We start from the raw sequence: 24,596 nt of genomic DNA, 5'->3' as shown, positions 1-24,596 counted from the left end.
AGTTAGGAAGAACGCATAATAACGATGGCGATGAAAAAGTTGCTCATAGCGTCGCTGCTGTTTAGCAGCGCCACCGTATACGGTGCTGACGGGTTCGTAGTGAAAGACATTCATTTCGAAGGCCTTCAGCGTGTCGCCGTTGGTGCGGCCCTCCTCAGTATGCCTGTGCGCCCCGGCGATACGGTTAATGATGATGATATCAGTAACACCATCCGTGCTCTGTTTGCCACCGGCAACTTCGAGGATGTCCGCGTCCTGCGCGATGGTGATACGCTGCTGGTACAGGTAAAAGAACGTCCAACGATCGCCAGTATCACTTTCTCCGGCAACAAGTCGGTGAAAGATGACATGCTCAAGCAAAACCTTGAAGCATCCGGTGTTCGTGTGGGGGAGTCTCTGGACCGCACAACCCTTTCAGACATTGAAAAAGGTCTGGAAGACTTCTACTACAGCGTCGGTAAATACAGCGCCAGCGTGAAAGCGGTTGTTACTCCGCTGCCACGTAACCGTGTTGACCTGAAGCTGGTCTTCCAGGAAGGTGTTTCTGCGAAGATCCAGCAGATCAACATTGTCGGCAACCACGCGTTCAGCACCGACGAACTGATCTCCACCTTCCAGCTGCGCGATGAAGTGCCATGGTGGAACGTGGTGGGCGATCGTAAATACCAGAAACAGAAACTGGCGGGCGACCTTGAAACCCTGCGCAGCTACTATCTGGATCGTGGTTACGCGCGTTTCAATATCGACTCGACTCAGGTGAGTCTGACGCCGGACAAGAAAGGCATCTACATTACGATCAACATCACTGAAGGCGATCAGTACAAGCTTTCGGGTGTTGAGGTAAGTGGTAACCTGGCGGGGCATTCTGCTGAAATCGAATCGCTGACCAAAATTCAGCCAGGCGATCTCTATAGCGGTTCCAAGGTCACCAAAATGGAAGACAGCATTAAGAAGCTGCTCGGCCGTTATGGTTATGCCTATCCGCGCGTACAGACTCAGCCGGAAATCAATGACGCGGATAAAACCGTTAAGCTGCACGTGAATGTTGACGCGGGTAACCGTTTCTACGTGCGTAAGATCCGCTTCGTCGGTAACGACACCTCCAAAGACTCCGTTCTGCGTCGCGAAATGCGTCAGATGGAAGGCGCATGGTTAGGTAGCGATCTCGTTGATCAGGGTAAAGAGCGTCTGAACCGTCTGGGCTATTTTGAAACGGTGGACACCGACACCCAGCGCGTACCGGGCAGCCCGGATCAGGTTGATGTCGTTTATAAAGTGAAAGAGCGTAACACCGGTAGCTTCAACTTCGGTGTGGGCTACGGTACCGAAAGCGGCGTAAGCTTCCAGGTCGGCGTGCAGCAGGATAACTGGCTGGGTACGGGTTACTCTGTTGGTATTAACGGTACCAAAAACGACTACCAGACCTACTCTGAATTCTCTGTAACGAACCCATACTTCACCGTTGACGGTGTGAGCCTGGGCGGTCGTATCTTCTATAACGACTTTAAAGCAGACGATGCGGATCTGTCCTCGTACACCAACAAGAGTTACGGTGTGGACGGTACGCTTGGCTTCCCGATCAACGAATACAACACCCTGCGTGCGGGCTTAGGTTACGTGCATAACGACCTGTCCAATATGCAACCGCAGGTGGCGATGTGGCGTTATCTGGATTCTATTGGCCAGTCAGCGAGCACCACCAGCGATAATAACGGTTTTGCGGCGGATGACTTCACCTTCAACTACGGCTGGACCTATAACCGTCTCGACCGTGGCTACTTCCCAACGGAAGGTTCTCGCGTCAACCTGAACGGTAAAGTCACCGTGCCGGGCTCCGATAACGAGTTCTATAAGGTGACGCTGGATACCGCGTCCTACTTCCCGATCGATGACGATCATAAGTGGGTGGTTCTGGGTCGTACCCGCTGGGGCTATGGTGATGGTTTAGGCGGCAAAGAACTGCCGTTCTATGAAAACTTCTATGCCGGTGGTTCGAGCACCGTTCGTGGCTTCCAGTCCAACAACATTGGTCCGAAAGCGGTTTACTACGGCGGGAACGACAAGGATAACTGCGATAAGGGTCCAGGACAGCTTTGTAGTTCTGACGATGCAGTCGGCGGTAACGCTATGGCTGTTGCCAGCCTGGAGTTCATCACACCAACGCCGTTTATCAGTGATAAATATGCGAACTCGGTGCGTACGTCCTTCTTCTGGGATGCAGGTACCGTGTGGGATACAAACTGGAGCACGAAAGGTATGCCTAGCGATGTTCCTGACTACAGCGATCCGAGCAATATTCGCATGTCTGCCGGTATCGCATTACAATGGATGTCACCGCTGGGGCCGTTGGTCTTCTCTTACGCCCAGCCGTTTAAGAAATATGATGGAGACAAAGCGGAGCAATTCCAGTTTAACATTGGTAAAACCTGGTAATAATCCGCTGCAAAGGAATGCGTTGGCAGTGTAGCGCTGACAACTGGCGATCGGTTAAACGATCGCCTTGCCACGCAAAGAACGGTACCTTCTGGTGCCAATGGGATGGTAAGGAGTTAATTGTGAAAAAGTGGTTATTAGCTGCAGGTCTCGGTTTAGCGATGGCAACTTCTGCTCAGGCAGCAGACAAAATTGCAATCGTCAACATGGGTAATTTGTTCCAGCAGGTTGCACAGAAAACAGGTGTTTCTGCGACTCTGGAAAACGAATTCAAAGGCCGTGCAAGCGAACTGCAGGGTATGGAAAACGATCTTCAGTCCAAAATGCAGCGTCTGCAGCGTGATGGTTCTACCATGAAAGCAAGCGACCGCAGCAAGCTGGAAAAAGACGTAATGGCTCAGCGCCAGACGTTCTCCCAGAAAGCGCAGGCTTTCGAGCAGGATCGTCAGCGTCGTTCTAACGAAGAACGCGGCAAGCTGGTGACTCGCATTCAGACCGCTGTTAAAGCAGTGGCTGCCGATCAGAGCATCGATCTGGTTGTTGATGCGAACGCCGTTGCTTTCAACAGCAAAGATGTTAAAGACATCACTGCTGATGTTCTGAAACAGGTTAAATAAGTAATGCCTTCAATTCGACTGGCTGATTTAGCTCAGCAGTTGGATGCAGAATTACACGGTGATGGCGATATCGTCATCACCGCTGTTGCGTCCATGCAATCTGCTAAAGCTGGCACGATTACCTTCATGGTAAGCCCTAAATACCGTGAGCAACTGGCTCAATGCCAGGCGTCAGCTGTTGTTCTGACGCAGGACGATCTTCCATTTGCCACTGTAAGCGCGCTGGTAGTGAAAAACCCCTACCTGACGTATGCACGCATGGCTCAAATTCTTGATACCACGCCGCAACCGGCCCAGAACATTGCTGCCAGCGCAGCGATTGATGAGACGGCCAGGCTGGGTAACAACGTCGCCGTTGGGGCGAATGCGGTTATCGAATCCGGCGTTGTGCTGGGCGATAACGTCGTCATTGGCCCAGGCTGCTTCGTTGGGAAAAATACGAAAATCGGCGCGGGGACCCGTTTGTGGGCCAATGTGTCCGTTTATCATGACGTGGAAATTGGCGAAAACTGCCTCGTTCAGTCCAGCACCGTGATTGGTTCTGATGGCTTTGGTTACGCCAACGATCGCGGTAACTGGGTGAAGATCCCGCAGCTTGGTCGCGTCATTATTGGCGATCGCGTGGAGATCGGCGCCTGTACCACCATTGACCGTGGCGCGCTTGACGACACGATCATTGGCAATGGTGTTATCATCGATAACCAGTGCCAGATTGCGCATAACGTTGTGATTGGCGACAATACCGCGGTTGCAGGTGGCGTCATCATGGCGGGCAGCCTGAAAATTGGCCGTTATTGCATGATTGGCGGTGCGAGCGTGATTAATGGCCATATGGAAATTTGCGACAAGGTGACCGTGACGGGAATGGGCATGGTAATGCGTCCTATCACTGAACCTGGCGTCTATTCGTCCGGCATTCCGCTTCAGCCCAACAAGGTATGGCGTAAAACAGCAGCTCTGGTGATGAACATTGATGATATGAGCAAGCGCCTCAAGTCTCTTGAGCGTAAGATCGATCAACAAGACTAAGCGTCATCCGTTGAACGCTATTTTTCCCGGCCTGTCGGCTTTCTAATAAACCGGCAGGCCGTGTTATTATTGTTATCAGTACATTTTGACAGGAAGAGTATTTTGACTACTGACACTCATACTCTGCATATTGAAGAGATTTTAGAACTTCTGCCGCACCGCTACCCGTTTCTGCTGGTAGACCGTGTGCTGGATTTTGAAGAAGGTCGTTTTCTGCGCGCAGTGAAAAATGTTTCCGTGAACGAGCCGTTCTTCCAGGGGCACTTCCCTGGTAAGCCTATCTTCCCGGGTGTGTTGATTCTGGAAGCGATGGCTCAGGCTACCGGTATTCTGGCGTTCAAAAGCGTCGGCAAACTGGAGCCAGGTGAGCTGTATTACTTCGCGGGTATTGATGAAGCGCGCTTTAAGCGCCCAGTCGTGCCTGGTGATCAGATGATCATGGAAGTCACTTTTGAAAAAACGCGTCGTGGCCTGACTCGCTTCAAAGGCGTAGCGCTGGTTGACGGCAAAGTTGTTTGCGAAGCGACGATGATGTGTGCTCGTAGCCGGGAGTCCTGATACGTGATTGATAAATCCGCCTTTATTCATCCTACCGCGATTGTGGAAACCGGTGCCATCATTGGTGCTAACGTCCACATTGGCCCGTTTTGTATTGTTGGACCCCATGTCGAAATTGGTGAGGGTACAGTACTGAAATCTCACGTTGTCGTGAATGGTCACACGACCATTGGCTGCAATAATGAGATCTATCAGTTCGCCTCCATCGGCGAAGTTAACCAGGATCTGAAATATGCTGGTGAGTCGACCCGTCTGGAAATTGGCGATCGTAACCGTATTCGCGAAAGCGTCACCATTCATCGTGGAACAGTACAGGGTGGTGGGTTGACGAAGGTGGGCAGCGATAACCTGTTTATGGTGAATGCGCATATCGCGCACGACTGTACCGTGGGTGACCGCTGTATTCTTGCCAACAACGCCACGCTGGCAGGACACGTATCGGTTGATGACTTCGCCATCATTGGTGGCATGACCGCAGTCCATCAGTTCTGCATCATTGGTGCGCACGTGATGGTCGGTGGATGCTCCGGTGTGGCGCAGGACGTCCCACCGTATGTGATTGCGCAGGGCAACCATGCCACGCCGTTTGGCGTGAACATCGAAGGCCTCAAGCGTCGCGGCTTTAGTCGCGAAGCGATTACTGCCATCCGCAACGCGTACAAACTGCTGTACCGCAGCGGTAAAACGCTGGAAGAGGCGAAGCCGGAAATTGCCGAACTGGCGAAAAAGCACCCGGAAGTGGACGCGTTCATGGAGTTCTTTGACCGTTCAACAAGGGGTCTGATTCGTTAATGGTCGACAGTCGTCCGCTTACGATAGCCCTGGTCGCCGGAGAAACCTCCGGCGATATTCTTGGTGCAGGTCTCATCCGTGCGCTTAAGGCGCGTGTACCCAATGCTCGCTTTGTCGGCGTTGCTGGCCCGCTGATGCAGGCTGAAGGCTGTGAAGCCTGGTACGAAATGGAAGAGCTGGCCGTGATGGGTATCGTTGAGGTGCTGGGACGGCTGCGCCGTTTGCTGCACATTCGTGCCGATCTCACCCGCCGCTTTACCGAACTCAAACCCGATGTGTTTGTCGGTATCGATGCACCTGATTTCAATATTACCCTCGAAGGGAACCTGAAAAAGCAGGGCATTAAAACCATTCACTACGTCAGTCCGTCCGTCTGGGCGTGGCGACAGAAACGCGTTTTCAAAATCGGACGGTCCACCCACCTGGTGCTGGCTTTCCTGCCTTTCGAAAAAGCGTTTTACGACAGATTTAATGTTCCGTGCCGTTTTATCGGTCATACCATGGCGGATGCAATGCCACTGGATCCGGATAAAAACGCGGCGCGCGACGTGCTGGGCATTCCCCATGATGTGCACTGTCTGGCCTTGCTGCCCGGCAGCCGTGGCGCAGAAGTGGAGATGCTGAGCGCTGACTTCCTCAAGACAGCGCAAATTCTTCGCCAGACGTACCCCGATCTCGAAGTGGTCGTGCCGCTGGTGAATGCCAAACGCCGCGAGCAGTTTGAGCGCATCAAAGCAGACGTCGCCCCGGATCTTCACGTCCGTCTTCTGGACGGGCAGGGGCGGGAAGCGATGTATGCGAGCGATGCCGCACTGCTGGCCTCCGGCACAGCGGCGCTGGAGTGTATGCTGGCGAAATGCCCAATGGTGGTCGGTTATCGCATGAAGCCGTTTACCTTCTGGCTGGCAAAACGTCTGGTGAAAACGGATTATGTCTCCCTGCCAAACCTGCTTGCCGGGCGCGAGTTGGTGAAAGAGCTGCTGCAGGATGAGTGCCAGCCGCAGGCGCTTGCGGAGGCGCTGCTGCCGCTGCTGGCCAACGGTAAAACCAGCCACCAGATGCACGATACCTTCCGCGAACTGCATCAACTGATCCGCTGTCATGCTGATGAGCAAGCGGCCGATGCGGTGCTGGAGTTAGCAAAATGATGGAATTTGTTTATCCTCACACCCACCTTGTGGCGGGCGTGGATGAAGTGGGTCGTGGTCCGTTAGTCGGGGCCGTGGTGACCGCTGCGGTGATCCTCGATCCGGCTCGGCCGATCGTCGGGCTGAACGACTCTAAAAAATTGTCTGAAAAGCGCCGGCTGGCGCTGTTTAGTGAGATTCAGGAGAAAGCGCTGGCCTGGAGCCTCGGGCGCGCTGAACCGCATGAGATAGACGAGCTGAATATTTTGCACGCCACGATGCTGGCGATGCAGCGTGCGGTAGCGGGGCTGAAAATCGCCCCTGAATATGTCCTGATTGACGGCAACCGCTGTCCGGCATTGCCCATGCCTTCAATGGCAGTGGTCAAAGGCGATAGCCGGGTCGCAGAAATTAGCGCAGCTTCTATTATTGCCAAAGTGACACGCGACGCCGAAATGGCCGCGCTGGACCTCACTTACCCTCAGTATGGTTTCGCCCAGCATAAGGGATATCCCACACCTTTCCACCTGGAGAGGCTGGCTGAACATGGCGCAACCGAACACCATCGGCGCAGTTTTGGCCCGGTGAAACGCGCCCTGGGACGGGTGTCCTGAATCATTACGCAAGCAATTAAGTAACGCGGAATCTGAAGATGGCTGAACCACGTTTCGTACACCTGCGGGTGCATAGCGACTACTCCATGATCGATGGGCTGGCGAAGACCGGGCCGCTGGTAAAAAAGGCGGCCTCTCTTGGCATGCCCGCGCTGGCGATCACCGATTTTACCAACCTGTGTGGCCTGGTGAAGTTCTACGGAACGGCGCACGGCGCGGGGATGAAGCCCATCGTCGGTGCAGATTTTCATGTGCAGAGCGATCTCATCGGCGATGAAATGACGCAAATCTCCGTGCTGGCGATGAACAACACGGGTTATCAAAACCTCACCCTGCTTATCTCAAAAGCCTATCAGCGCGGCTATGGCGCGCTGGGGCCGTGGATCGACCGTGACTGGCTGGCCGAGCTGAACGAAGGGCTACTGCTGATCTCGGGTGGCCGTATGGGTGACGTCGGCAAATGTCTGCTGCGCGGCAATAGCGCGCTGGTGGATCAATGCGTCTCGTTCTATGAAGAATATTTCCCGAATCGCTATTACCTGGAGTTGATCCGTACCGGCCGTCAGGATGAAGAGAGCTATCTTCATGCCGCGGTGGCGCTCGCAGAAGAGCGCGGGTTGCCCGTGGTGGCCACCAACGACGTGCGGTTCCTTGAGGCGGGTGATTTCGACGCGCATGAGATTCGCGTGGCGATCCACGATGGTTTCACCCTCGACGATCCGAAGCGACCGCGTAATTACTCTGCACAACAGTACATGCGCAGCGAGGAGGAGATGTGTGAGCTCTTCTCCGATATCCCCGAAGCGCTGGAAAACAGCGTAGAGATTGCCAAGCGCTGCAACGTCACCGTCCGCCTCGGCGAATACTTCCTGCCGCAGTTCCCGACGGGAGACATGACCACGGAAGATTTCCTGGTCGCGAAATCAAAAGAAGGTCTGGAAGAGCGTCTGGAATTCCTGTTCCCGGATGAAGAAGAGCGTAAAAAGCGTCGCCCTGAATATGACGAACGCCTGGACATTGAACTCCAGGTGATCAACCAGATGGGCTTCCCGGGCTACTTCCTGATCGTTATGGAGTTTATCCAGTGGTCGAAGGATAACGGCGTGCCGGTCGGACCGGGGCGTGGCTCCGGTGCAGGTTCGCTGGTGGCGTATGCGCTGAAAATCACCGACCTCGATCCGCTGGAATTCGACCTGCTGTTCGAACGTTTCCTCAACCCGGAACGTGTCTCGATGCCCGACTTCGACGTCGACTTCTGCATGGAGAAACGCGACCAGGTGATTGAGCACGTGGCCGATATGTACGGCCGTGATGCGGTATCGCAGATCATTACCTTCGGTACGATGGCGGCGAAAGCGGTTATCCGTGACGTGGGCCGCGTGCTGGGCCACCCGTACGGGTTTGTCGATCGCATCTCTAAACTGGTGCCGCCCGATCCGGGCATGACGCTGGCAAAAGCCTTTGAGGCTGAACCGCAGCTGCCGGAAATCTACGAAGCGGACGAAGAAGTCAAAGCGCTGATCGACATGGCGCGCAAGCTGGAAGGCGTCACGCGTAACGCCGGTAAGCATGCAGGGGGCGTGGTTATCGCCCCGACTAAAATTACGGATTTTGCACCGCTTTACTGCGATGAAGCGGGCCAACACCCGGTTACCCAGTTTGACAAGAACGACGTAGAATACGCCGGGCTGGTGAAGTTCGACTTCCTTGGCCTGCGTACGTTGACCATCATTAACTGGGCGCTGGAGATGATCAACGCCCGCCGCGAGAAGAACGGTGAGCCGCCGTTGGATATCGCGGCCATCCCGCTGGATGACAAGAAAAGTTTCGACATGCTGCAGCGCTCGGAGACCACCGCCGTCTTCCAGCTTGAATCCCGCGGCATGAAAGATCTGATTAAGCGTCTGCAGCCCGACTGCTTCGAAGATATGATCGCACTGGTTGCCCTGTTCCGTCCGGGCCCGCTGCAGTCAGGGATGGTAGATAACTTTATCGACCGTAAGCACGGGCGCGAAGAGATTTCCTACCCGGACGTTCAGTGGCAGCACGAAAGCCTGAAGCCGGTGCTGGAGCCCACCTACGGCATCATCCTGTATCAGGAACAGGTCATGCAGATCGCCCAGGTGCTTTCCGGCTATACCCTCGGCGGCGCGGACATGCTGCGTCGTGCGATGGGTAAGAAAAAGCCGGAAGAGATGGCCAAGCAGCGCTCCATCTTTGAAGATGGTGCGAAGAAAAACGGCGTTGACGGCGAACTGGCGATGAAAATCTTCGACCTGGTGGAGAAATTCGCCGGGTACGGATTTAACAAATCCCACTCCGCCGCCTATGCTTTGGTGTCGTATCAAACGCTGTGGCTGAAGGCCCACTATCCTGCTGAGTTTATGGCTGCGGTAATGACCGCGGATATGGACAACACCGAGAAGGTGGTAGGGCTGGTGGATGAGTGCTGGCGCATGGGGCTGAAGATCCTGCCGCCGGATATCAACTCGGGTCTTTATCATTTCCACGTCAACGACGACGGGGAGATCGTTTACGGGATTGGCGCGATCAAGGGCGTAGGTGAGGGGCCGATCGAGGCGATCATCGAAGCGCGCAACAACGGCGGCTATTTCCGCGAGCTGTTCGATCTTTGCGCCCGTACCGATACCAAAAAACTGAACCGTCGCGTGCTGGAAAAACTGATCATGTCCGGCGCGTTCGACAGGCTGGGGCCGCACCGCGCCGCGCTGATGAACTCGCTGGGCGACGCCCTGAAAGCGGCGGATCAGCACGCGAAAGCGGAAGCCATTGGCCAGGCGGATATGTTCGGGGTGCTGGCTGAAGAGCCGGAGCAGATTGAACAGTCGTATTCCAACTGCCAGCCGTGGCCAGAACAGGTGGTGCTGGACGGCGAGCGTGAAACGTTAGGCTTGTACCTGACGGGTCACCCGATCAACCAGTACATTAAAGAAATTGAGCGCTATGTCGGCGGCCACAGGCTAAAAGACATGCATCCGACAGAACGTGGTAAAATCACCACGGCTGCGGGGCTCGTGATTGCTGCAAGGGTTATGGTCACCAAGCGCGGCAATCGTATCGGCATCTGTACGTTGGATGACCGTTCCGGGCGTCTGGAGGTGATGCTGTTCACCGACGCGCTGGATAAATACCAGCAATTGCTGGAAAAAGACCGCATACTTATCGTCAGCGGACAGGTCAGCTTTGATGACTTCAGTGGGGGGCTTAAAATGACCGCCCGCGAAGTGATGGACATTGACGAAGCCCGGGAAAAATATGCTCGCGGGCTTGCTATCTCGCTGACGGACAGGCAAATTGATGACCAGCTTTTAAACCGACTCCGTCAGTCTCTGGAACCCCACCGCTCGGGGACAATTCCAGTACATCTCTACTATCAGAGGGCGGATGCACGTGCGCGGTTGCGCTTTGGTGCAACGTGGCGTGTCTCTCCGAGCGATCGTTTACTGAACGATCTCCGTGGCCTCATTGGTTCGGAGCAGGTGGAACTGGAGTTTGACTAATACAGGAATACTATGAGTCTGAATTTCCTTGATTTCGAACAGCCGATTGCTGAGCTGGAAGCGAAAATCGATTCTCTGACAGCGGTAAGCCGTCAGGATGAAAAACTGGATATTAACATCGACGAAGAAGTGCATCGTCTGCGCGAGAAAAGCGTAGAGCTGACGCGCAAAATCTTTGCCGATCTCGGCGCATGGCAGGTGGCCCAGCTGGCTCGCCATCCACAGCGTCCGTACACCCTGGATTATGTCCGCCTGGCGTTTGACGAATTTGACGAACTGGCAGGCGATCGCGCATACGCTGACGACAAAGCTATCGTTGGTGGTATCGCGCGTCTGGACGGACGCCCGGTGATGATCATTGGTCATCAGAAAGGTCGTGAAACCAAAGAGAAAATCCGTCGTAACTTCGGTATGCCAGCCCCAGAAGGCTACCGTAAAGCCCTGCGTCTGATGGAGATGGCTGAGCGTTTTAATATGCCTATCATCACCTTCATCGATACCCCGGGTGCCTACCCTGGCGTGGGCGCGGAAGAGCGCGGCCAGTCTGAAGCCATCGCGCGCAACTTGCGCGAGATGTCTCGTCTGAAGGTGCCGGTCATCTGTACCGTTATCGGTGAAGGGGGTTCCGGTGGCGCGCTGGCGATTGGCGTGGGCGATAAAGTGAATATGCTGCAGTACAGCACCTATTCCGTTATCTCCCCGGAAGGCTGTGCGTCCATTCTGTGGAAAAGTGCCGACAAAGCGCCTCTGGCTGCCGAAGCGATGGGCATCATTGCGCCACGTCTGAAAGAGCTTAAGCTGATCGATTCCATCATCCCGGAACCGCTGGGTGGTGCACATCGTAAGCCGGAAGTGATGGCCGCGTCCCTGAAAGCGCAGCTGCTGGCCGATCTGGCAGACCTGGACGTGCTGAGCAAAGAAGATCTGCTCAACCGCCGTTACCAGCGTCTGATGACTTACGGCTACGCGTAAGCTTCACAATTATCTGAAAAGCCGCACAATGTTGCGGCTTTTTTTATACCTGCGGTTTAGCCGGACTATGCTTAGCTAATGTTTTTTAAGGAGGAAGCCCATGAATATCATTGCCGTTATGGGGCCACACGGCGTCTTTTATAAAGATGAGCCGATTAAGGAGCTGGAGCAAGCCCTGCAGTCGCGCGGGTATCAGCTAATCTGGCCGCACAACAGCGCCGATCTGCTGAAGTTCATCGAGCATAACCCGCGTATCTGCGGCGTGATCTTCGACTGGGATGAATATGACCTCGAACTGTGCAGCGATATCAACAAGCTGAACGAATATCTCCCGCTGTACGCCTTTATCAATACCCACTCAACCATGGACGTCAGCGCCAATGATATGCGTATGGCGCTGTGGTTCTTTGAATATTCCCTCGGCGTGGCGGAAGACATTGCGACCCGCATTCAGCAGTACACGAATGAATATCTCGATAACATTACGCCACCGTTTACCCGAGCGCTCTTCACCTACGTCAAAGAGGGGAAATATACCTTCTGTACGCCGGGCCATATGGCTGGGACGGCCTACCAAAAAAGCCCGGTCGGCTGCCTGTTCTATGATTTCTTTGGTGGCAACACGCTGAAAGCGGACGTGTCCATTTCAGTCACCGAATTAGGCTCGCTGCTGGATCATACCGGCCCGCATCTGGAAGCTGAAGAGTATATCGCCCGCACCTTTGGGGCCGAGCAGAGCTATATGGTGACCAACGGCACCTCGACCTCGAACAAAATCGTCGGGATGTACGCCGCGCCTGCGGGCAGCACCTTGCTGATTGACCGTAACTGCCATAAATCGCTGGCGCACCTGCTGATGATGAGCGACGTCGTACCGCTCTGGCTGTCACCCACGCGTAACGCGCTCGGTATTCTTGGTGGTATTCCGCGCCGGGAGTTCATGCATGAAGCCATTGAAAGCAAGGTCGCGGCAGTGCCCGGTGCAAGCTGGCCTGTCCATGCGGTGATCACCAACTCGACCTATGACGGTCTGCTGTACAACACGAACTGGATCAAAAAGACGCTGGACGTGCCATCGATCCACTTCGATTCCGCATGGGTACCGTACACCAATTTCCACCCGATTTACGCGGGTAAGAGCGGCATGAGCGGTGAGCGCGTGCCGGGTAAAGTGTTCTTCGAAACGCAGTCGACGCACAAAATGCTGGCGGCGTTTTCCCAGGCTTCGCTGATTCATATCAAAGGCGAGTACGACGAAGAGACCTTTAACGAAGCCTTTATGATGCATACCACCACCTCACCGAGCTATCCGCTGGTGGCGTCTATCGAAACGGCCGCGGCGATGCTGCGCGGCAATCCGGGCAAACGTCTCATCAACCGTTCGGTAGAGCGCGCGCTGCATTTCCGCAAAGAGGTTCAGCGGCTGAAAGAGGAAGCCGACGGCTGGTTCTTTGATATCTGGCAGCCGGAAGAGATTGATGAGGCGGAGTGCTGGCCCGTCTCGCCCGGCGAAGACTGGCATGGTTTCCGGGATGCCGATAGCGACCATATGTTCCTCGACCCGGTAAAAGTGACGATCCTGACGCCAGGCATGGATGAGCAGGGCAAGATGAGCGAGGAAGGTATTCCGGCCGCGCTGGTCGCGAAATTCCTTGATGAACGTGGCGTGGTGGTGGAGAAGACCGGACCCTATAACCTGCTGTTCCTGTTCAGTATTGGGATCGATAAAACCCGGGCGATGGGGCTGCTACGCGGTCTGATGGAGTTCAAGCGCGCCTACGATCTCAACCTGCGGGTGAAGAACATGCTGCCGGATCTCTATGCGGAAGATCCCGACTTCTACCGTAATATGCGCATTCAGGATCTGGCCCAGGGGATCCACAGGCTGATCCGTCAGCACGATCTGCCGCGTCTGATGCTTCAGGCGTTTGATGTGTTGCCGGAGATGAAGTTTACCCCGCACAAGGCGTGGCAGCGCCAGGTTAGGGGGGAGGTCGAAACCGTCGAGCTGGAAAATCTGGTTGGACGCGTATCGGCCAATATGATCCTGCCTTACCCGCCGGGCGTACCGCTCCTGATGCCAGGAGAGATGATTACCGAGGAGAGCCGGGCGGTGCTCGATTTCCTGCTAATGCTCTGTTCGGTAGGGCGTCACTACCCCGGTTTTGAGACGGATATCCACGGTGCGAAGCGCGACGAAAACGGCGTTTACTGGGTGCGAGTCCTAAAATAAGGGCGACCGCTTGCATGGTGCGGGTTTTCGGTTGTAACGTTCAGGCATCATAAAAAGGAGAAGCTATGCTGGGTTTAAAAGCTGTTCATCATATTGCGATCATTGCGACCGATTACGCGAAGAGTAAGGCCTTCTACTGCGACATTCTCGGCTTTACGCTGTTGAGCGAGGCCTACCGCGAGGAGCGCGACTCCTGGAAGGGCGATCTGGCGTTAAACGGGCAGTATGTGATTGAACTGTTCTCTTTTCCTTTTCCGCCTGCGCGTCCGTCCCGTCCGGAAGCCTGCGGCCTGCGCCATCTCGCCTTCAGCGTCGATGATCTGGATAGCGCAGTAAAACATCTGGAAGCGCACGGCGTGACGTGTGAAGCGATCCGCGTCGATCCGTTCACCGACAAGCGCTTTACCTTTTTCAACGACCCGGACGGCCTGCCGCTGGAGCTTTATCAGCAGTAATCTTCGTCCTGTGTGATAATGCCCGCTCAGTTCGGGCATTTTTTATGTGTAATTCCCTATGACCTTACCCGCTATCGCACACGCCGTTTCACCGTACCGCCAGCTGCTGGTGGGGTTTAGCGGTGGCCTGGATTCCACCGTTCTGCTTCATCGTCTTAAGTGCTGGCGCGATCGGGAGCCTGACGTCCAGCTGCGGGCGATACATATTCATCACGGATTAAGTCCTCACGCAGAGGAGTGGGTGGCGCACTGCGAAGCCTTGTGTGCGGCATGGGCGATCCCGCTCCTCGTCGAGCGCGTCACGCTGGTAGAGGAAGGGCTGGGCATCGAGGCGCAGGCGCGTAAAGCCCGCTATGCCGCGTTTGCCGGGGCATTACATGCTGGAGAAGCGCTGGTCACGGCCCAGCATCTGGACGATCAGTGTGAAACCTTTCTGCTGGCGCTTAAGCGGGGAAGCGGACCAGCGGGGCTTTCTGCCATGCCGGCGCGTTCGGTATTTGCCGGCACAACGTTACTGCGTCCGCTGCTTGGCGAGACGCGCGCCTCGCTTGAAGCCTGGGCGCGAGAACATCAGCTGAGCTGGATTGAAGATGAGAGTAACCAGGATGACGGCTATGATCGTAACTTTCTGCGTCTGCGCGTCCTCCCGCTATTGAGCGAGCGCTGGCCGCATTTTGCCGACGCGACGGCAAGAAGCGCTATGCTGTGCGCCGAACAGGAAACGCTGCTGGACGAGCTGTTGAGTGACGAGCTGGCTGAACTGATTTCTAAAGACGGTGCGCTGGCGATTGCACCGCTGACAGCGATGAGCCCGATACGTCGCGCCGCGCTGCTACGACGCTGGCTGGCCTCTCATCACGCTGCGATGCCGTCGAGGGCGATGCTGAGCCGTATCTGGGACGAGGTTGCCCTGGCGCGGGACGATGCTTCCCCGCGCGTCCATCTGAACGGTTTTGACGTAAGACGCTATAAAGGGGAACTCTGGTGGGTAAAATCAACGCCCTGCCTGACGGATGTGGTGCTCGACTGGCTTTCTCCTGAGCTTCCGCTGATATTGCCCGCTGAGGCTGGACGTATCTCCCTCATACCGTCTGGTCATGTGCGGCCGCCGAAGCCCGGTGAACCGGTAACGGTACGCTTTAAGGCCGGCGGCATGCTGCATATTGTCGGGCGTAACGGAGGTCGGAAGCTGAAGAAAATCTGGCAGGAGTGCAACGTGCCGCCGTGGCTGCGCGACACCACGCCGCTGCTGTTCTATGGTGAAACATTAATTGCTGCTGCGGGCATTTTCATCACGGAAGCGGGGTGGGCGGAAGAGGGTGTCAGGTTTGAGTGGCAGAAAGCGTAACGGGCAGCCTGGCTGCCCGTTAGTGTCATCAGGATTCGCTCACCACGACGGTGCCGATTTGCGGGTGGCTGAAGCTGGCTATTTTATCCAGACGCAGCTCACGCGTCGCACCGGCATCTTCCACTATCAGGTATTCCACATTCTTACGTGAAACCAGATCGCTGGCCTTCGCCTTCAACACTTCGCCATCTTTTAGCTCCAGCGTCAGTAATAAATGATGCTGGCAGGCGAGTTCGAGGTTGTCATAGTCATCACAATTGATGGGTTGATAAGTATCATTCATCGACATAATCGCTCACCAGTAAATTCGCCGCAGCATACGCTGCTTTTTCCCTGACCGACTCTGAAAGGCTCTCATCAGAGGCCACTTCATTAAGCACTTTCAATACACAGCCCAACGCGTCCGGGACATACCCCAGATCTCCGCTGGCGATTTCCGCATACCGTTTGCGAATTAACTCACAATAATTATTCACATCCCCTCCCGCCAGCGCACTGACTTACTGTGAGATATCATTAAGCCTACGAAGATAAACTCGGTTTAGCAAGGTGACTATACCATACTCATTTAAGCAATATCAGCGCCTTGATAGCGGTGTATTTATTACCCCGTAACAGCCTTTTGCCGCGGTTTTCGCTACAATGTGCGCCTGATTCGAATGGAGTTCTCTCATGGCGCTGAAAGCGACAATCTATAAAGCAGTGGTCAATGTGGCCGATCTTGATCGCAACCAGTTCCTGGACGCCTCGCTGACGCTGGCACGCCACCCCTCCGAAACCCAGGAGCGCATGATGCTGCGCCTGCTGGCGTGGATTAAATACGCTGACGAGCGTCTGCAGTTTACCCGTGGGTTAAGCGCAGAAGACGAGCCTGAAGCCTGGCTGCGCAACGATCATCTGGGTATCGATTTGTGGATCGAACTCGGACTGCCGGACGAGCGCAGAATTAAGAAGGCCTGCACCCAGTCCGCTGAAGTGGCCTTATTCGCGTATAATCAGCGTGCTGCAGAGATTTGGTGGCAGCAAAACAAGAGCAAGTGCGGACAGTATAAAAATCTCACGGTCTGGTATCTGGATGATGAGCAGCTGGCGCAGCTGAGTGACTTTGCCAGCCGGACCATGGTGTTGCAGGCGACGATTCAGGACGGTGCCATCTGGCTTTCTGATTCTCAGAATAATCTGGAAATTCATTTAACGGCGTGGCAACCAGCCTCATGATCGTCTTGTCCCGAAACGTCAGCATTCCGGACAACGAGCTGGAGATCACCGCCATCCGTGCTCAGGGGGCCGGTGGGCAGCACGTCAACAAGGCCTCAACGGCTATCCATTTGCGTTTTGACATTCGGGCCTCAAGCCTGCCAGAGTATTATAAAGAAAGTCTGCTTGCTGCCAGCCATCACCTCATCACCAGCGATGGCGTGATGGTGATCAAAGCTCAGGAATACCGCAGCCAGGAGCTCAACCGGGAAGCGGCCATCGCCAGGCTGGTGGCGGTCATCAAAGAATTAACGGCAGTACAAAAAAGCCGCCGGGCAACGCGGCCAACCCGCGCATCGAAAGAGCGTCGGCTGTCCTCGAAGGCCCAAAAATCCACAGTGAAAGCATTACGCGGTAAAGTTCGTCGCCCGACAGAGTGACGAAAGGGAACACAAATTTCATAAGGAATTCATTGTGAAAAAAGCATTATGGTCAGCGCTGGCAGTGAGTACGCTGTTTGCGCTTTTCGGGTGTAACAACCGTTCAGAAACGCAGGTTTTGCAACCCACGCAAACGGAAGAATTAAAACCAATGCAGCAGAGCTGGCGCGGCGTATTGCCTTGCGCGGACTGTGAAGGCATTGAAACGTCCCTGTTCCTGCAAAAAGACGGCACCTGGGTGATGAACCAGCGCTATCAGGGCGGGAAAGAGCCTTCTTCTTTTGCGACTTATGGAACATGGGCGCGTACGGCGGAGAAGCTTGTCCTCACCGATACCTCCGGCGAGAAAACCTGGTTCCGCCCTAAAGGTGACAGCATGGAGATGCTCGACCGCGAAGGTAATCCTATTGAATCCCAGTTCAACTACACGCTGGCGCCGGTGAAAGCGGCTCTGCCCGCGACGCCGATGGCAATGCGCGGGATGTATTTCTATATGGCGGATGCGGCGATCTTTACCGACTGCGCAACCGGCAAGAAGGTCAGCGTGGCAAACAATGCCCAGCTTGAGCGTGATTACGCTGTGGCGCGCGGCAATGACAGCAAGCCGATATTGCTGACGGTGGACGGACACTTTACGCTCGAGCCAAATCCGGATAGCGGCGAGATGGTGAAAACGCTGGTGGCGGACAAAGACGCGAAATTTATTGCGGGCAAAGACTGTAACAGCAAATAAGCTGACGTAGCGCCATTAAAAAACCCCGCCTGAGCGGGGTTTTTTGTTTAGCCTTTGATGGCTTTCACCAGGTAATCAAGAATGTCGCCGGTCTTGATCATCTGTTTTTCGCCGCTGCGACGGTATTTGTATTCAATCTCGTCGCTGTCGAGGTTACGGTCGCCGATCACGACGGTGTGTGGGATACCGATCAGTTCCATATCGGCAAACATCACGCCCGGACGCTCTTTACGGTCATCCATCAGCACTTCGATACCCTGCGCACGCAGCTCGGCATACAGCTTCTCGGCCAGCTCCTGCACGCGGTAAGACTTGTGCATGTTCATTGGCAGAATAGCGACCTGGAACGGTGCGATGTTGTCCGGCCAGACGATGCCGCGCTCGTCATAGTTCTGCTCAATCGCCGCAGCTACCACGCGCGTCACCCCGATACCGTAGCAACCCATGGTCAGGATCTGGTTACGGCCATCTTCACCCTGAACGGCGGCGTTCAGCGCGCGCGAGTATTTATCGCCCAGCTGGAAGATGTGACCCACTTCGATACCGCGCTTGATCATCAGGGTACCCTGACCGTCCGGGCTTGGGTCGCCTGCGACCACGTTACGGATGTCAGCCACTTCCGGCGTCGCCACGTCGCGATCCCAATTGATGCCGAAGTAGTGTTTACCGTCGATGTTCGCACCAGCGGAGAAGTCGCTCATCGCGGCTACCGTGCGGTCAATAACAACAGGCACCGGCATATTCACCGGACCCAGTGAACCTGGCCCAGCATTGACCACGGCGCGGATTTCCGCTTCCGTGGCGAACGTCAGCGGGCTGGCGACCTGCGGCAGCTTCTCGGCTTTCACTTCGTTCAGCTCGTGATCGCCACGCACCAGCAGGGCAACCAGCGGGTAAGCGCTCCCTTCGGTGGATTTCACCAGCAGGGTCTTAACGGTTTTTTCGATCGGCAGGTTGAACTGCTCAACCAGCTCGGCAATGGTTTTCGCGTTTGGCGTATCAACCAGCGTCATCTCTTGCGTTGCCGCAGCACGCGGTTCTTTTGGTGCCAGCGCTTCTGCAAATTCGATGTTCGCCGCGTAATCAGAGGAGTCAGAGAAGATCACATCGTCTTCACCGCTCTGCGCCAGAACCTGGAATTCATGGGATGCGCTACCGCCGATGGAGCCGGTATCAGCCTGCACAGCGCGGAAATCCAGACCCATGCGGGAGAAGATTTTGCTGTATGCCGCGTACATTGCGTCGTACGTCTCTTGCAGGGATTCCTGAGAGGTATGGAAAGAGTAGGCATCTTTCATCAGGAATTCGCGAGAGCGCATAACGCCGAAACGTGGGCGAACTTCGTCACGGAACTTGGTCTGGATCTGGAAGAAGTTCAGCGGCAGCTGTTTGTAAGAGCTCAGCTCATTACGAATCAGGTCGGTAATGACTTCTTCATGCGTTGGGCCGAGAACAAACGGACGCTCGCCGCGATCGACGAAGCGCAGCAGTTCAGGGCCATATTGTTCCCAACGGCCACTCTCCTGCCACAGGTCAGCGGGCTGAACCACAGGCATGGACACCTCGATAGCACCGGCGTTGTTCATCTCTTCACGCACGATGTTTTCGACTTTTTTCAGGACGCGCACGCCGGTCGGCAGCCAGGTGTATAACCCGGAGGCCAGCTTGCGGATCATCCCGGCGCGCAGCATCAGCTGATGGCTGATCACTTCGGCGTCGGCAGGCGTCTCCTTCAGAGTGGAGAGCAGATATTGGCTAGTACGCATGTTGTTACGGTTCCATTTCGACGATTGGAACAGGCTGAAACACCAGCCTGACACAAAAAAAGTGGTTTAGTTTACCAGTGTGGCAAAGATGCCAAAAGAGAGGAGAACAAAATTACCTGGGTTCCAGGGCAAACACTTCAAAACCTGCCCCGGTGACGCGCCAGCGAACGTTAAAATCCAGCAGCCAGACGGCGTACGTTTTTCCCGCTTCCTCTTCTTTACGGTAGGCCGGACGTGGGTCCTGTGCCAGCACTTCGGTGATGAAATCCCGTAAGCGAGGATAGCGTTTCTCCAGTTGACCGAGCAGCGAGGCGAGCTCAGGGGTAAAATACACCGGCATATCCGCCGGTGGTGCGTCCTGGGCATAGCTTGCACGCGCGTCCGGAAGGGCTTCGGCGAAGGGCAAATAGGGTTTGATGTCGATCACCGGCGTGCCGTCGACCAGGTCCAGGCTACCTAACTCGAGTATCACCTGATCTTTCTGGCAGCATATGCCTTTCAGTTCAACCAGCGACATGCCAACCGGGTTTGGACGAAAGGTCGAGCGCGTCGCAAACACCCCCATTCTCGCATTGCCGCCAAGACGAGGAGGACGCACGGTAGGACGCCAGCCGCCTTCCATCGTCTGGTGAAACACGAACACCACCCACAGATGGCTGAACGCCTCGAGCCCGCGTACCGCATCGGCCTGATTGTAAGGCGCAATCAGGTGAAGCTCACCGCGTCCGCTGGTGACAAGACCGGGCTGGCGGGGGACGGCGAACTTCTCTTTATAAGGAGAGTGGATAACGCCTATCTGCTCGAACTGAAATGCACTCATTTCGCCGTGATATTCAGCGCAGAACCGATGCACACCGCCTGACGGTAGCAGCCCGGCGTGCCGCTGGTGACTTCACAGCTGTGCAGCAGGACCGCGTTAGCTTTCATTTTTGCGGCATTAATCTGCATGCGTTTACGCGCAGTCGGAATATTCGGTGGTGAGTCCTGATTAGTCGCCTGACAGGATTCGCCGCTCACTTCGCCCAGTTCACGGAACGGTTTACCGACGAGTTCGTCCGCTTTCGTGATAATGCGAACCGGCGCAGGGCGAACCACTTTCGGTTTCGCAGGCTCGGTCTTTGGCGGGGTTGCCGTGCTTTGAACAGGTTCAACGGGAGATCTGCTTAGCATAGAACAGCCGCTCAGCATGAGTGCTAAAAGACAGATCGGTAAAGCACGCATAATATTTCCTCAATGGATAATCAAAACGTCAGATATTGAATCAGTTGACTGCACAAATGACAAGACGGGCATAAGCCCGTCCTGATGATATTACACTGAGGTGAGATTACCAGCCTTTAACAGCGCCGCCGTTAAACACTTTGTTGGCTTCCTGGTAAACTTCGTCTGACTGATAGGCCTGAACGAATTTCTTCACGTTTTCCGCGTCCTTGTTGTCTTCGCGAGTCACGATCAGGTTAACGTACGGGGAGTCTTTATCTTCAACGAAGATACCGTCTTTGGCTGGCGTCAGGCCAATCTGGCTGGCGTACGTGGTGTTGATAACGGCCAGAGCAATCTGCGCATCGTCCAGAGAACGTGGCAGCTGCGGTGCTTCCAGTTCAACGATTTTCAGATTTTTCGGGTTCTCGGTGACGTCCAGAACGGTTGGCAGCAGGCCAACACCGTCTTTCAGTTTGATCAGGCCCACTTTCTGCAGCAGCAGCAGGGAACGACCAAGGTTAGTTGGGTCGTTAGGCACGGCAACCTGAGAGCCCGGCTGCAGTTCGTCCAGTGATTTAATTTTCTTAGAGTAACCGGCAATCGGATAAACGAAGGTGTTACCGACACCCACCAGTTTATAACCACGATCTTTGATCTGCTGGTCCAGGTATGGCTTATGCTGGAAGGCGTTCGCGTCAATATCGCCTTTGCTCAGCGCTTCGTTCGGCAGAACGTAATCGTTGAAGGTCACCAGCTCCACGTCCAGGCCATACTTCTCTTTTGCCACTTTCTGAGCAACTTCCGCAACCTGCTGTTCTGCACCTACGATAACGCCCACTTTAATGTGGTTTGGATCCTTTTCGTCCTGACCGCAACCCACCAGTGCCAGAGAGCCGATCAGCGCACCTACTGCTGCGAAGGTCTTTAATTTAAACGCCATGTTTTATCCTTAACTCGTAGAGTTTGTGTTGTGTGTAACGTTATTTATGCGTAACAGCCCGGACGATGCGATCGCCAGAGAACTGGATTAAGTAAACCAGAACAACCAGCAATATCAGAACGGTATTCATCACAGTCGCGTTATATCCAATATAGCCGTACTGGTAACCAATCTGACCTAAACCGCCCGCGCCTACGGCACCACCCATCGCCGAATAACCGACCAGGGTGATAAGCGTAATGGTTGCCGCATTCACCAGCCCTGGCAGTGCCTCCGGCAGCAGAACCTTGCGGACGATCTGCATCGGCGTGGCGCCCATCGCACGGGAAGCTTCGATCAAACCGGTTGGGATTTCCAGCAGGGCGTTTTCCACCATACGAGCGATAAACGGCGCAGCGCCAACGGTCAGCGGAACGATCGCCGCCTGGAGACCGATAGACGTTCCGACGATCACGCGGGTAAACGGAATCATCCACACCAGTAAAATAATGAACGGGATAGAACGGAAGATGTTCACCAGCGCAGAGAGCGTACGGTACAGCTTCGCGTTCTCAATGATTTGACCCGGACGCGTCACGTACAGCAACACGCCGACCGGCAGGCCAATCACAAAACCAAAGAAGCCAGAGACAAAGGTCATTGCCAGCGTTTCCCAAACGCCGCGAACCAGCAGCCACATCATCGGCTCAGACATAACCCAGTACCTCTACTTTTACGTGATGTTCTTGCAGCCAGGCAATGGCTGCCTGGGTTTCTTCTTGTGTGCCGTGCATTTCTGTCAGCATGATGCCGAACTTGACGCCACCGGCGTAATCCATCTGCGCGCTGATGATGTTGTTGTTCACGTTAAAGCGACGTGCGGTTTCGGAAAGCAGGGGAGCATCAACGGACTGACCGGTGAACTCCATGCGCAGCATCGGGACGCTGTCAGCAGCGGGTTCGGTTTTCAAACGTTCCAGATAGTCTTCCGGAATATCCAGATGCAGCGTGGACTGGATGAACTGCTGCGCCAGCGGGGTTTTCGGATGCGAGAACACTTCGCTTACCGTGTCCTGCTCGATCAGTTCACCGTTACTGATGACCGCCACGCAGTCACAGATGCGTTTCACTACATCCATCTCGTGCGTAATAAGGAGGATCGTCAGGCCCAGGCGACGATTAATGTCCTTCAGCAGTTCCAGAATCGAACGCGTGGTTGCCGGATCCAGTGCGCTGGTGGCTTCATCGCACAGCAGTACCTTAGGATTACTTGCCAGCGCGCGGGCAATGGCCACACGTTGTTTTTGCCCACCGGACAGATTTGCCGGGTAGCTATCATGTTTATCGCCCAGACCCACGAGGTCGAGCAGTTCGGTGACGCGACGCTTCACTTCTTCTTTCGGCGTGTTATCCAGCTCAAGCGGTAAGGCAACGTTGCCGAACACGGTGCGGGAGGCCAGCAGGTTAAAGTGCTGGAAAATCATGCCAATCTGACGACGCGCTTTGGTGAGTTCTTTCTCTGAAAGGGCGGTAAGTTCCTGGCCGCCAACTTCTACGCTGCCCTGGGTTGGGCGCTCAAGCAGGTTAACACAACGGATCAGCGTGCTTTTACCTGCACCCGATGCGCCAATGACGCCATAAATTTGACCAGCAGGAACATGCAGGCTGACGTTGTTCAGCGCCTGAATGGTTCGGTTCCCCTGCTGGAACACTTTGGTGATATTGGAAAGTTTAATCATTAGATTATTTTTATCGTATGTAAGTTAGCCGTGGCATTTTCTTCTGCCAGATACGGGTGATGACCGTAAACAAAACGGATGTTAAGGCATCCAGACGTCTAAATCAATCCAACTCTGTACGATGAGCACTTTATTGCGCTGCGATTCATGAGATACTAGTCGAACATGCCTTTTTCAGGAGCAAACCGGTGGCAAAATCAGTACCCGCAATTTTCCTCGATCGTGACGGCACTATTAATGTGGATCACGGTTATGTCCATGAGATTGATGAGTTCGAGTTTATCGAGGGCGTAATAGATGCCATGCGCCAGCTGAAAGAGATGGGCTATGCGCTGGTGGTGGTGACGAACCAGTCCGGTATTGCACGCGGTAAATTTACCGAAGCGCAGTTTGAGACGCTGACGGAATGGATGGACTGGTCACTGGCCGATCGCGGTGTGGATCTCGATGGCATCTACTATTGTCCGCATCACCCACAGGGAACCGTAGAAGAATATCGTCAGACCTGTGATTGCCGTAAGCCGCATCCGGGAATGTTCATCTCTGCGCAGGAGTTCCTGCACATTGATATGGCGGCTTCTTATATGGTGGGCGATAAACTGGAAGATATGCAGGCAGCTGCAGCAGCAGGTGTAGGGACCAAAATATTAGTGCGCACCGGCAAGCCTGTGACGCCAGAAGCTGAGAATGTGGCGGATTGGGTAATTAATAGTCTGGCCGAGCTGCCAAAAGAGATTAAAAAGCACCAAAAATAGCCTTTCTGGTGAAAAGATGAGCGGTTGAAATAAAAATGCATTTTTCCGCTTGTCATTCCTCGGCGGCCCCCTATAATGCGCCTCCATCGACACGGCGGATGTGAATCACTTCACACAACAAGCGGTTCGGTTGAAGAGAAAAAAT

The 24,596-nt window shown here is 54.8% G+C and carries 24 protein-coding genes; 16 read left to right on the top strand and 8 right to left on the bottom strand.

From position 1 onward, the window contains the following. Nucleotides 1-24: 24 nt before the first annotated feature. The 12 genes from bamA to tilS all read left to right on the top strand — a co-directional run bounded on the left by bamA (nt 25) and on the right by tilS (nt 15,699). Nucleotides 25-2,433 (top strand): outer membrane protein assembly factor BamA, encoded by a 2,409-nt coding sequence (gene bamA / locus LJA86_RS15080; protein WP_229226364.1) that lies wholly within the window; start codon nt 25-27, stop codon nt 2,431-2,433. 122 nt (nt 2,434-2,555) lie between these two features. Further along, nucleotides 2,556-3,050, top strand: a complete 495-nt coding sequence (skp, locus tag LJA86_RS15075; protein WP_045907838.1) for a molecular chaperone Skp — start codon at nt 2,556-2,558, stop codon at nt 3,048-3,050. Between the two features lie 3 nt (nt 3,051-3,053). Continuing rightward, a complete protein-coding gene (gene lpxD / locus LJA86_RS15070) occupies nt 3,054-4,079 on the top strand; it encodes a UDP-3-O-(3-hydroxymyristoyl)glucosamine N-acyltransferase (protein WP_023345460.1) in 1,026 nt (341 codons plus the stop codon). Nucleotides 4,080-4,181: 102 nt separating this feature from the next. Next, nucleotides 4,182-4,637 (top strand): 3-hydroxyacyl-ACP dehydratase FabZ, encoded by a 456-nt coding sequence (fabZ, locus tag LJA86_RS15065; RefSeq protein ID WP_010426706.1) that lies wholly within the window; start codon nt 4,182-4,184, stop codon nt 4,635-4,637. Nucleotides 4,638-4,640: 3 nt separating this feature from the next. Then, nucleotides 4,641-5,429 carry an acyl-ACP--UDP-N-acetylglucosamine O-acyltransferase gene (lpxA, locus tag LJA86_RS15060; protein ID WP_045907839.1) on the top strand — a complete coding sequence of 263 codons (789 nt, stop codon included), beginning with the start codon at nt 4,641-4,643 and terminating at the stop codon, nt 5,427-5,429. Beyond that, complete coding sequence (lpxB, locus tag LJA86_RS15055; RefSeq protein WP_045907840.1) at nt 5,429-6,577, top strand: lipid-A-disaccharide synthase; 1,149 nt, start codon at nt 5,429-5,431, stop codon at nt 6,575-6,577. Before lpxA ends, lpxB begins: the two co-directional genes overlap by 1 nt. Beyond that, nucleotides 6,574-7,170, top strand: coding sequence for a ribonuclease HII (rnhB, locus tag LJA86_RS15050; RefSeq protein ID WP_045907841.1), 597 nt, complete (start codon nt 6,574-6,576; stop codon nt 7,168-7,170). The genes lpxB and rnhB overlap by 4 nt, the downstream gene beginning before the upstream one ends. Before the next feature lie 38 nt (nt 7,171-7,208). Further along, the gene (dnaE, locus tag LJA86_RS15045) at nt 7,209-10,691 is read left to right on the top strand and encodes a DNA polymerase III subunit alpha (RefSeq protein ID WP_045355195.1); all 3,483 of its coding nucleotides are present in this window, start codon (nt 7,209-7,211) and stop codon (nt 10,689-10,691) included. Nucleotides 10,692-10,703: 12 nt separating this feature from the next. Further along, nucleotides 10,704-11,663: an acetyl-CoA carboxylase carboxyl transferase subunit alpha gene (gene accA / locus LJA86_RS15040; RefSeq protein WP_008501895.1), complete on the top strand. Its 960-nt coding sequence runs from the start codon at nt 10,704-10,706 to the stop codon at nt 11,661-11,663. 100 nt (nt 11,664-11,763) lie between these two features. Beyond that, on the top strand, nt 11,764-13,896 hold the full coding sequence (locus LJA86_RS15035) for a lysine decarboxylase LdcC (protein WP_048028433.1): 2,133 nt from the start codon (nt 11,764-11,766) through the stop codon (nt 13,894-13,896). A 65-nt stretch (nt 13,897-13,961) separates the two neighbouring features. Further along, a complete protein-coding gene (locus LJA86_RS15030) occupies nt 13,962-14,351 on the top strand; it encodes a VOC family protein (RefSeq protein ID WP_008501893.1) in 390 nt (129 codons plus the stop codon). A 58-nt stretch (nt 14,352-14,409) separates the two neighbouring features. Next, nucleotides 14,410-15,699, top strand: a complete 1,290-nt coding sequence (gene tilS, locus LJA86_RS15025) for a tRNA lysidine(34) synthetase TilS (protein WP_048028432.1) — start codon at nt 14,410-14,412, stop codon at nt 15,697-15,699. Nucleotides 15,700-15,727: 28 nt separating this feature from the next. Here the strand turns inward: tilS and rof are convergent, their stop codons facing one another. Next, nucleotides 15,728-15,988, bottom strand: coding sequence for a Rho-binding antiterminator (gene rof / locus LJA86_RS15020; RefSeq protein ID WP_008501890.1), 261 nt, complete (start codon nt 15,986-15,988; stop codon nt 15,728-15,730). Beyond that, nucleotides 15,975-16,175, bottom strand: coding sequence for a YaeP family protein (locus LJA86_RS15015; protein ID WP_008501889.1), 201 nt, complete (start codon nt 16,173-16,175; stop codon nt 15,975-15,977). The genes rof and LJA86_RS15015 overlap by 14 nt, the downstream gene beginning before the upstream one ends. 196 nt (nt 16,176-16,371) lie before the next feature. Between LJA86_RS15015 and LJA86_RS15010 the strand changes: the two genes are divergently transcribed. The 3 genes from LJA86_RS15010 to nlpE are packed head-to-tail and all read left to right on the top strand — an operon-like array spanning nt 16,372 to nt 18,069. Beyond that, nucleotides 16,372-16,917 carry a YaeQ family protein gene (locus LJA86_RS15010; RefSeq protein WP_023293228.1) on the top strand — a complete coding sequence of 182 codons (546 nt, stop codon included), beginning with the start codon at nt 16,372-16,374 and terminating at the stop codon, nt 16,915-16,917. Next, nucleotides 16,914-17,336, top strand: a complete 423-nt coding sequence (arfB, locus tag LJA86_RS15005; protein ID WP_028018285.1) for an alternative ribosome rescue aminoacyl-tRNA hydrolase ArfB — start codon at nt 16,914-16,916, stop codon at nt 17,334-17,336. Before LJA86_RS15010 ends, arfB begins: the two co-directional genes overlap by 4 nt. A 34-nt stretch (nt 17,337-17,370) precedes the next feature. Continuing rightward, the gene (gene nlpE / locus LJA86_RS15000) at nt 17,371-18,069 is read left to right on the top strand and encodes an envelope stress response activation lipoprotein NlpE (RefSeq protein ID WP_048028427.1); all 699 of its coding nucleotides are present in this window, start codon (nt 17,371-17,373) and stop codon (nt 18,067-18,069) included. 47 nt (nt 18,070-18,116) lie between these two features. Here nlpE and proS read toward each other — a convergent pair whose 3' ends face one another. From proS to metN, 6 genes are all read right to left on the bottom strand, one after another. After that, the gene (proS, locus tag LJA86_RS14995) at nt 18,117-19,835 is read right to left on the bottom strand and encodes a proline--tRNA ligase (RefSeq protein WP_048028425.1); all 1,719 of its coding nucleotides are present in this window, start codon (nt 19,833-19,835) and stop codon (nt 18,117-18,119) included. 112 nt (nt 19,836-19,947) lie between these two features. Further along, a complete protein-coding gene (gene tsaA, locus LJA86_RS14990) occupies nt 19,948-20,655 on the bottom strand; it encodes a tRNA (N6-threonylcarbamoyladenosine(37)-N6)-methyltransferase TrmO (protein WP_229226363.1) in 708 nt (235 codons plus the stop codon). Next, nucleotides 20,652-21,056, bottom strand: coding sequence for an Rcs stress response system protein RcsF (gene rcsF, locus LJA86_RS14985; RefSeq protein WP_008501883.1), 405 nt, complete (start codon nt 21,054-21,056; stop codon nt 20,652-20,654). The genes tsaA and rcsF overlap by 4 nt, the downstream gene beginning before the upstream one ends. 106 nt (nt 21,057-21,162) lie before the next feature. Next, nucleotides 21,163-21,978: a methionine ABC transporter substrate-binding lipoprotein MetQ gene (metQ, locus tag LJA86_RS14980; protein WP_014168729.1), complete on the bottom strand. Its 816-nt coding sequence runs from the start codon at nt 21,976-21,978 to the stop codon at nt 21,163-21,165. A 40-nt stretch (nt 21,979-22,018) separates the two neighbouring features. Further along, a complete protein-coding gene (locus LJA86_RS14975) occupies nt 22,019-22,672 on the bottom strand; it encodes a methionine ABC transporter permease MetI (RefSeq protein ID WP_014830730.1) in 654 nt (217 codons plus the stop codon). Next, the gene (gene metN / locus LJA86_RS14970) at nt 22,665-23,696 is read right to left on the bottom strand and encodes a methionine ABC transporter ATP-binding protein MetN (RefSeq protein ID WP_023310475.1); all 1,032 of its coding nucleotides are present in this window, start codon (nt 23,694-23,696) and stop codon (nt 22,665-22,667) included. The genes LJA86_RS14975 and metN overlap by 8 nt, the downstream gene beginning before the upstream one ends. Before the next feature lie 188 nt (nt 23,697-23,884). Here metN and gmhB point away from each other — a divergent pair, with 188 nt between their 5' ends. Then, entirely contained in the window at nt 23,885-24,451 is a 567-nt protein-coding gene (gmhB, locus tag LJA86_RS14965) for a D-glycero-beta-D-manno-heptose 1,7-bisphosphate 7-phosphatase (protein ID WP_229226362.1), read from the top strand. The last annotated feature ends 145 nt before the right edge of the window (nt 24,452-24,596 follow it).

It is taken from the genome of Enterobacter sp. TCD1-1 (genome assembly GCF_020567405.1).
GTDB lineage: Bacteria > Pseudomonadota > Gammaproteobacteria > Enterobacterales > Enterobacteriaceae > Enterobacter > Enterobacter quasiroggenkampii.
This window is presented reverse-complemented; position numbering and strand designations above follow the sequence as displayed.

Excerpts from the sequence above, each read along its gene's own strand:
- bamA (WP_229226364.1), top strand. The coding sequence starts at position 25 with ATGGCGATGAAAAAGTTGCTCATAGCGTCGCTGCTGTTTAGCAGCGCC.
- lpxD (WP_023345460.1), top strand. The coding sequence starts at position 3,054 with ATGCCTTCAATTCGACTGGCTGATTTAGCTCAGCAGTTGGATGCAGAA.
- lpxB (WP_045907840.1), top strand. The coding sequence starts at position 5,429 with ATGGTCGACAGTCGTCCGCTTACGATAGCCCTGGTCGCCGGAGAAACC.
- rnhB (WP_045907841.1), top strand. The coding sequence starts at position 6,574 with ATGATGGAATTTGTTTATCCTCACACCCACCTTGTGGCGGGCGTGGAT.
- dnaE (WP_045355195.1), top strand. The coding sequence starts at position 7,209 with ATGGCTGAACCACGTTTCGTACACCTGCGGGTGCATAGCGACTACTCC.
- accA (WP_008501895.1), top strand. The coding sequence starts at position 10,704 with ATGAGTCTGAATTTCCTTGATTTCGAACAGCCGATTGCTGAGCTGGAA.
- LJA86_RS15035 (WP_048028433.1), top strand. The coding sequence starts at position 11,764 with ATGAATATCATTGCCGTTATGGGGCCACACGGCGTCTTTTATAAAGAT.
- LJA86_RS15030 (WP_008501893.1), top strand. The coding sequence starts at position 13,962 with ATGCTGGGTTTAAAAGCTGTTCATCATATTGCGATCATTGCGACCGAT.
- tilS (WP_048028432.1), top strand. The coding sequence starts at position 14,410 with ATGACCTTACCCGCTATCGCACACGCCGTTTCACCGTACCGCCAGCTG.
- rof (WP_008501890.1), bottom strand. The coding sequence starts at position 15,988 with ATGTCGATGAATGATACTTATCAACCCATCAATTGTGATGACTATGAC.
- LJA86_RS15010 (WP_023293228.1), top strand. The coding sequence starts at position 16,372 with ATGGCGCTGAAAGCGACAATCTATAAAGCAGTGGTCAATGTGGCCGAT.
- arfB (WP_028018285.1), top strand. The coding sequence starts at position 16,914 with ATGATCGTCTTGTCCCGAAACGTCAGCATTCCGGACAACGAGCTGGAG.
- proS (WP_048028425.1), bottom strand. The coding sequence starts at position 19,835 with ATGCGTACTAGCCAATATCTGCTCTCCACTCTGAAGGAGACGCCTGCC.
- tsaA (WP_229226363.1), bottom strand. The coding sequence starts at position 20,655 with ATGAGTGCATTTCAGTTCGAGCAGATAGGCGTTATCCACTCTCCTTAT.
- rcsF (WP_008501883.1), bottom strand. The coding sequence starts at position 21,056 with ATGCGTGCTTTACCGATCTGTCTTTTAGCACTCATGCTGAGCGGCTGT.
- metQ (WP_014168729.1), bottom strand. The coding sequence starts at position 21,978 with ATGGCGTTTAAATTAAAGACCTTCGCAGCAGTAGGTGCGCTGATCGGC.
- LJA86_RS14975 (WP_014830730.1), bottom strand. The coding sequence starts at position 22,672 with ATGTCTGAGCCGATGATGTGGCTGCTGGTTCGCGGCGTTTGGGAAACG.
- metN (WP_023310475.1), bottom strand. The coding sequence starts at position 23,696 with ATGATTAAACTTTCCAATATCACCAAAGTGTTCCAGCAGGGGAACCGA.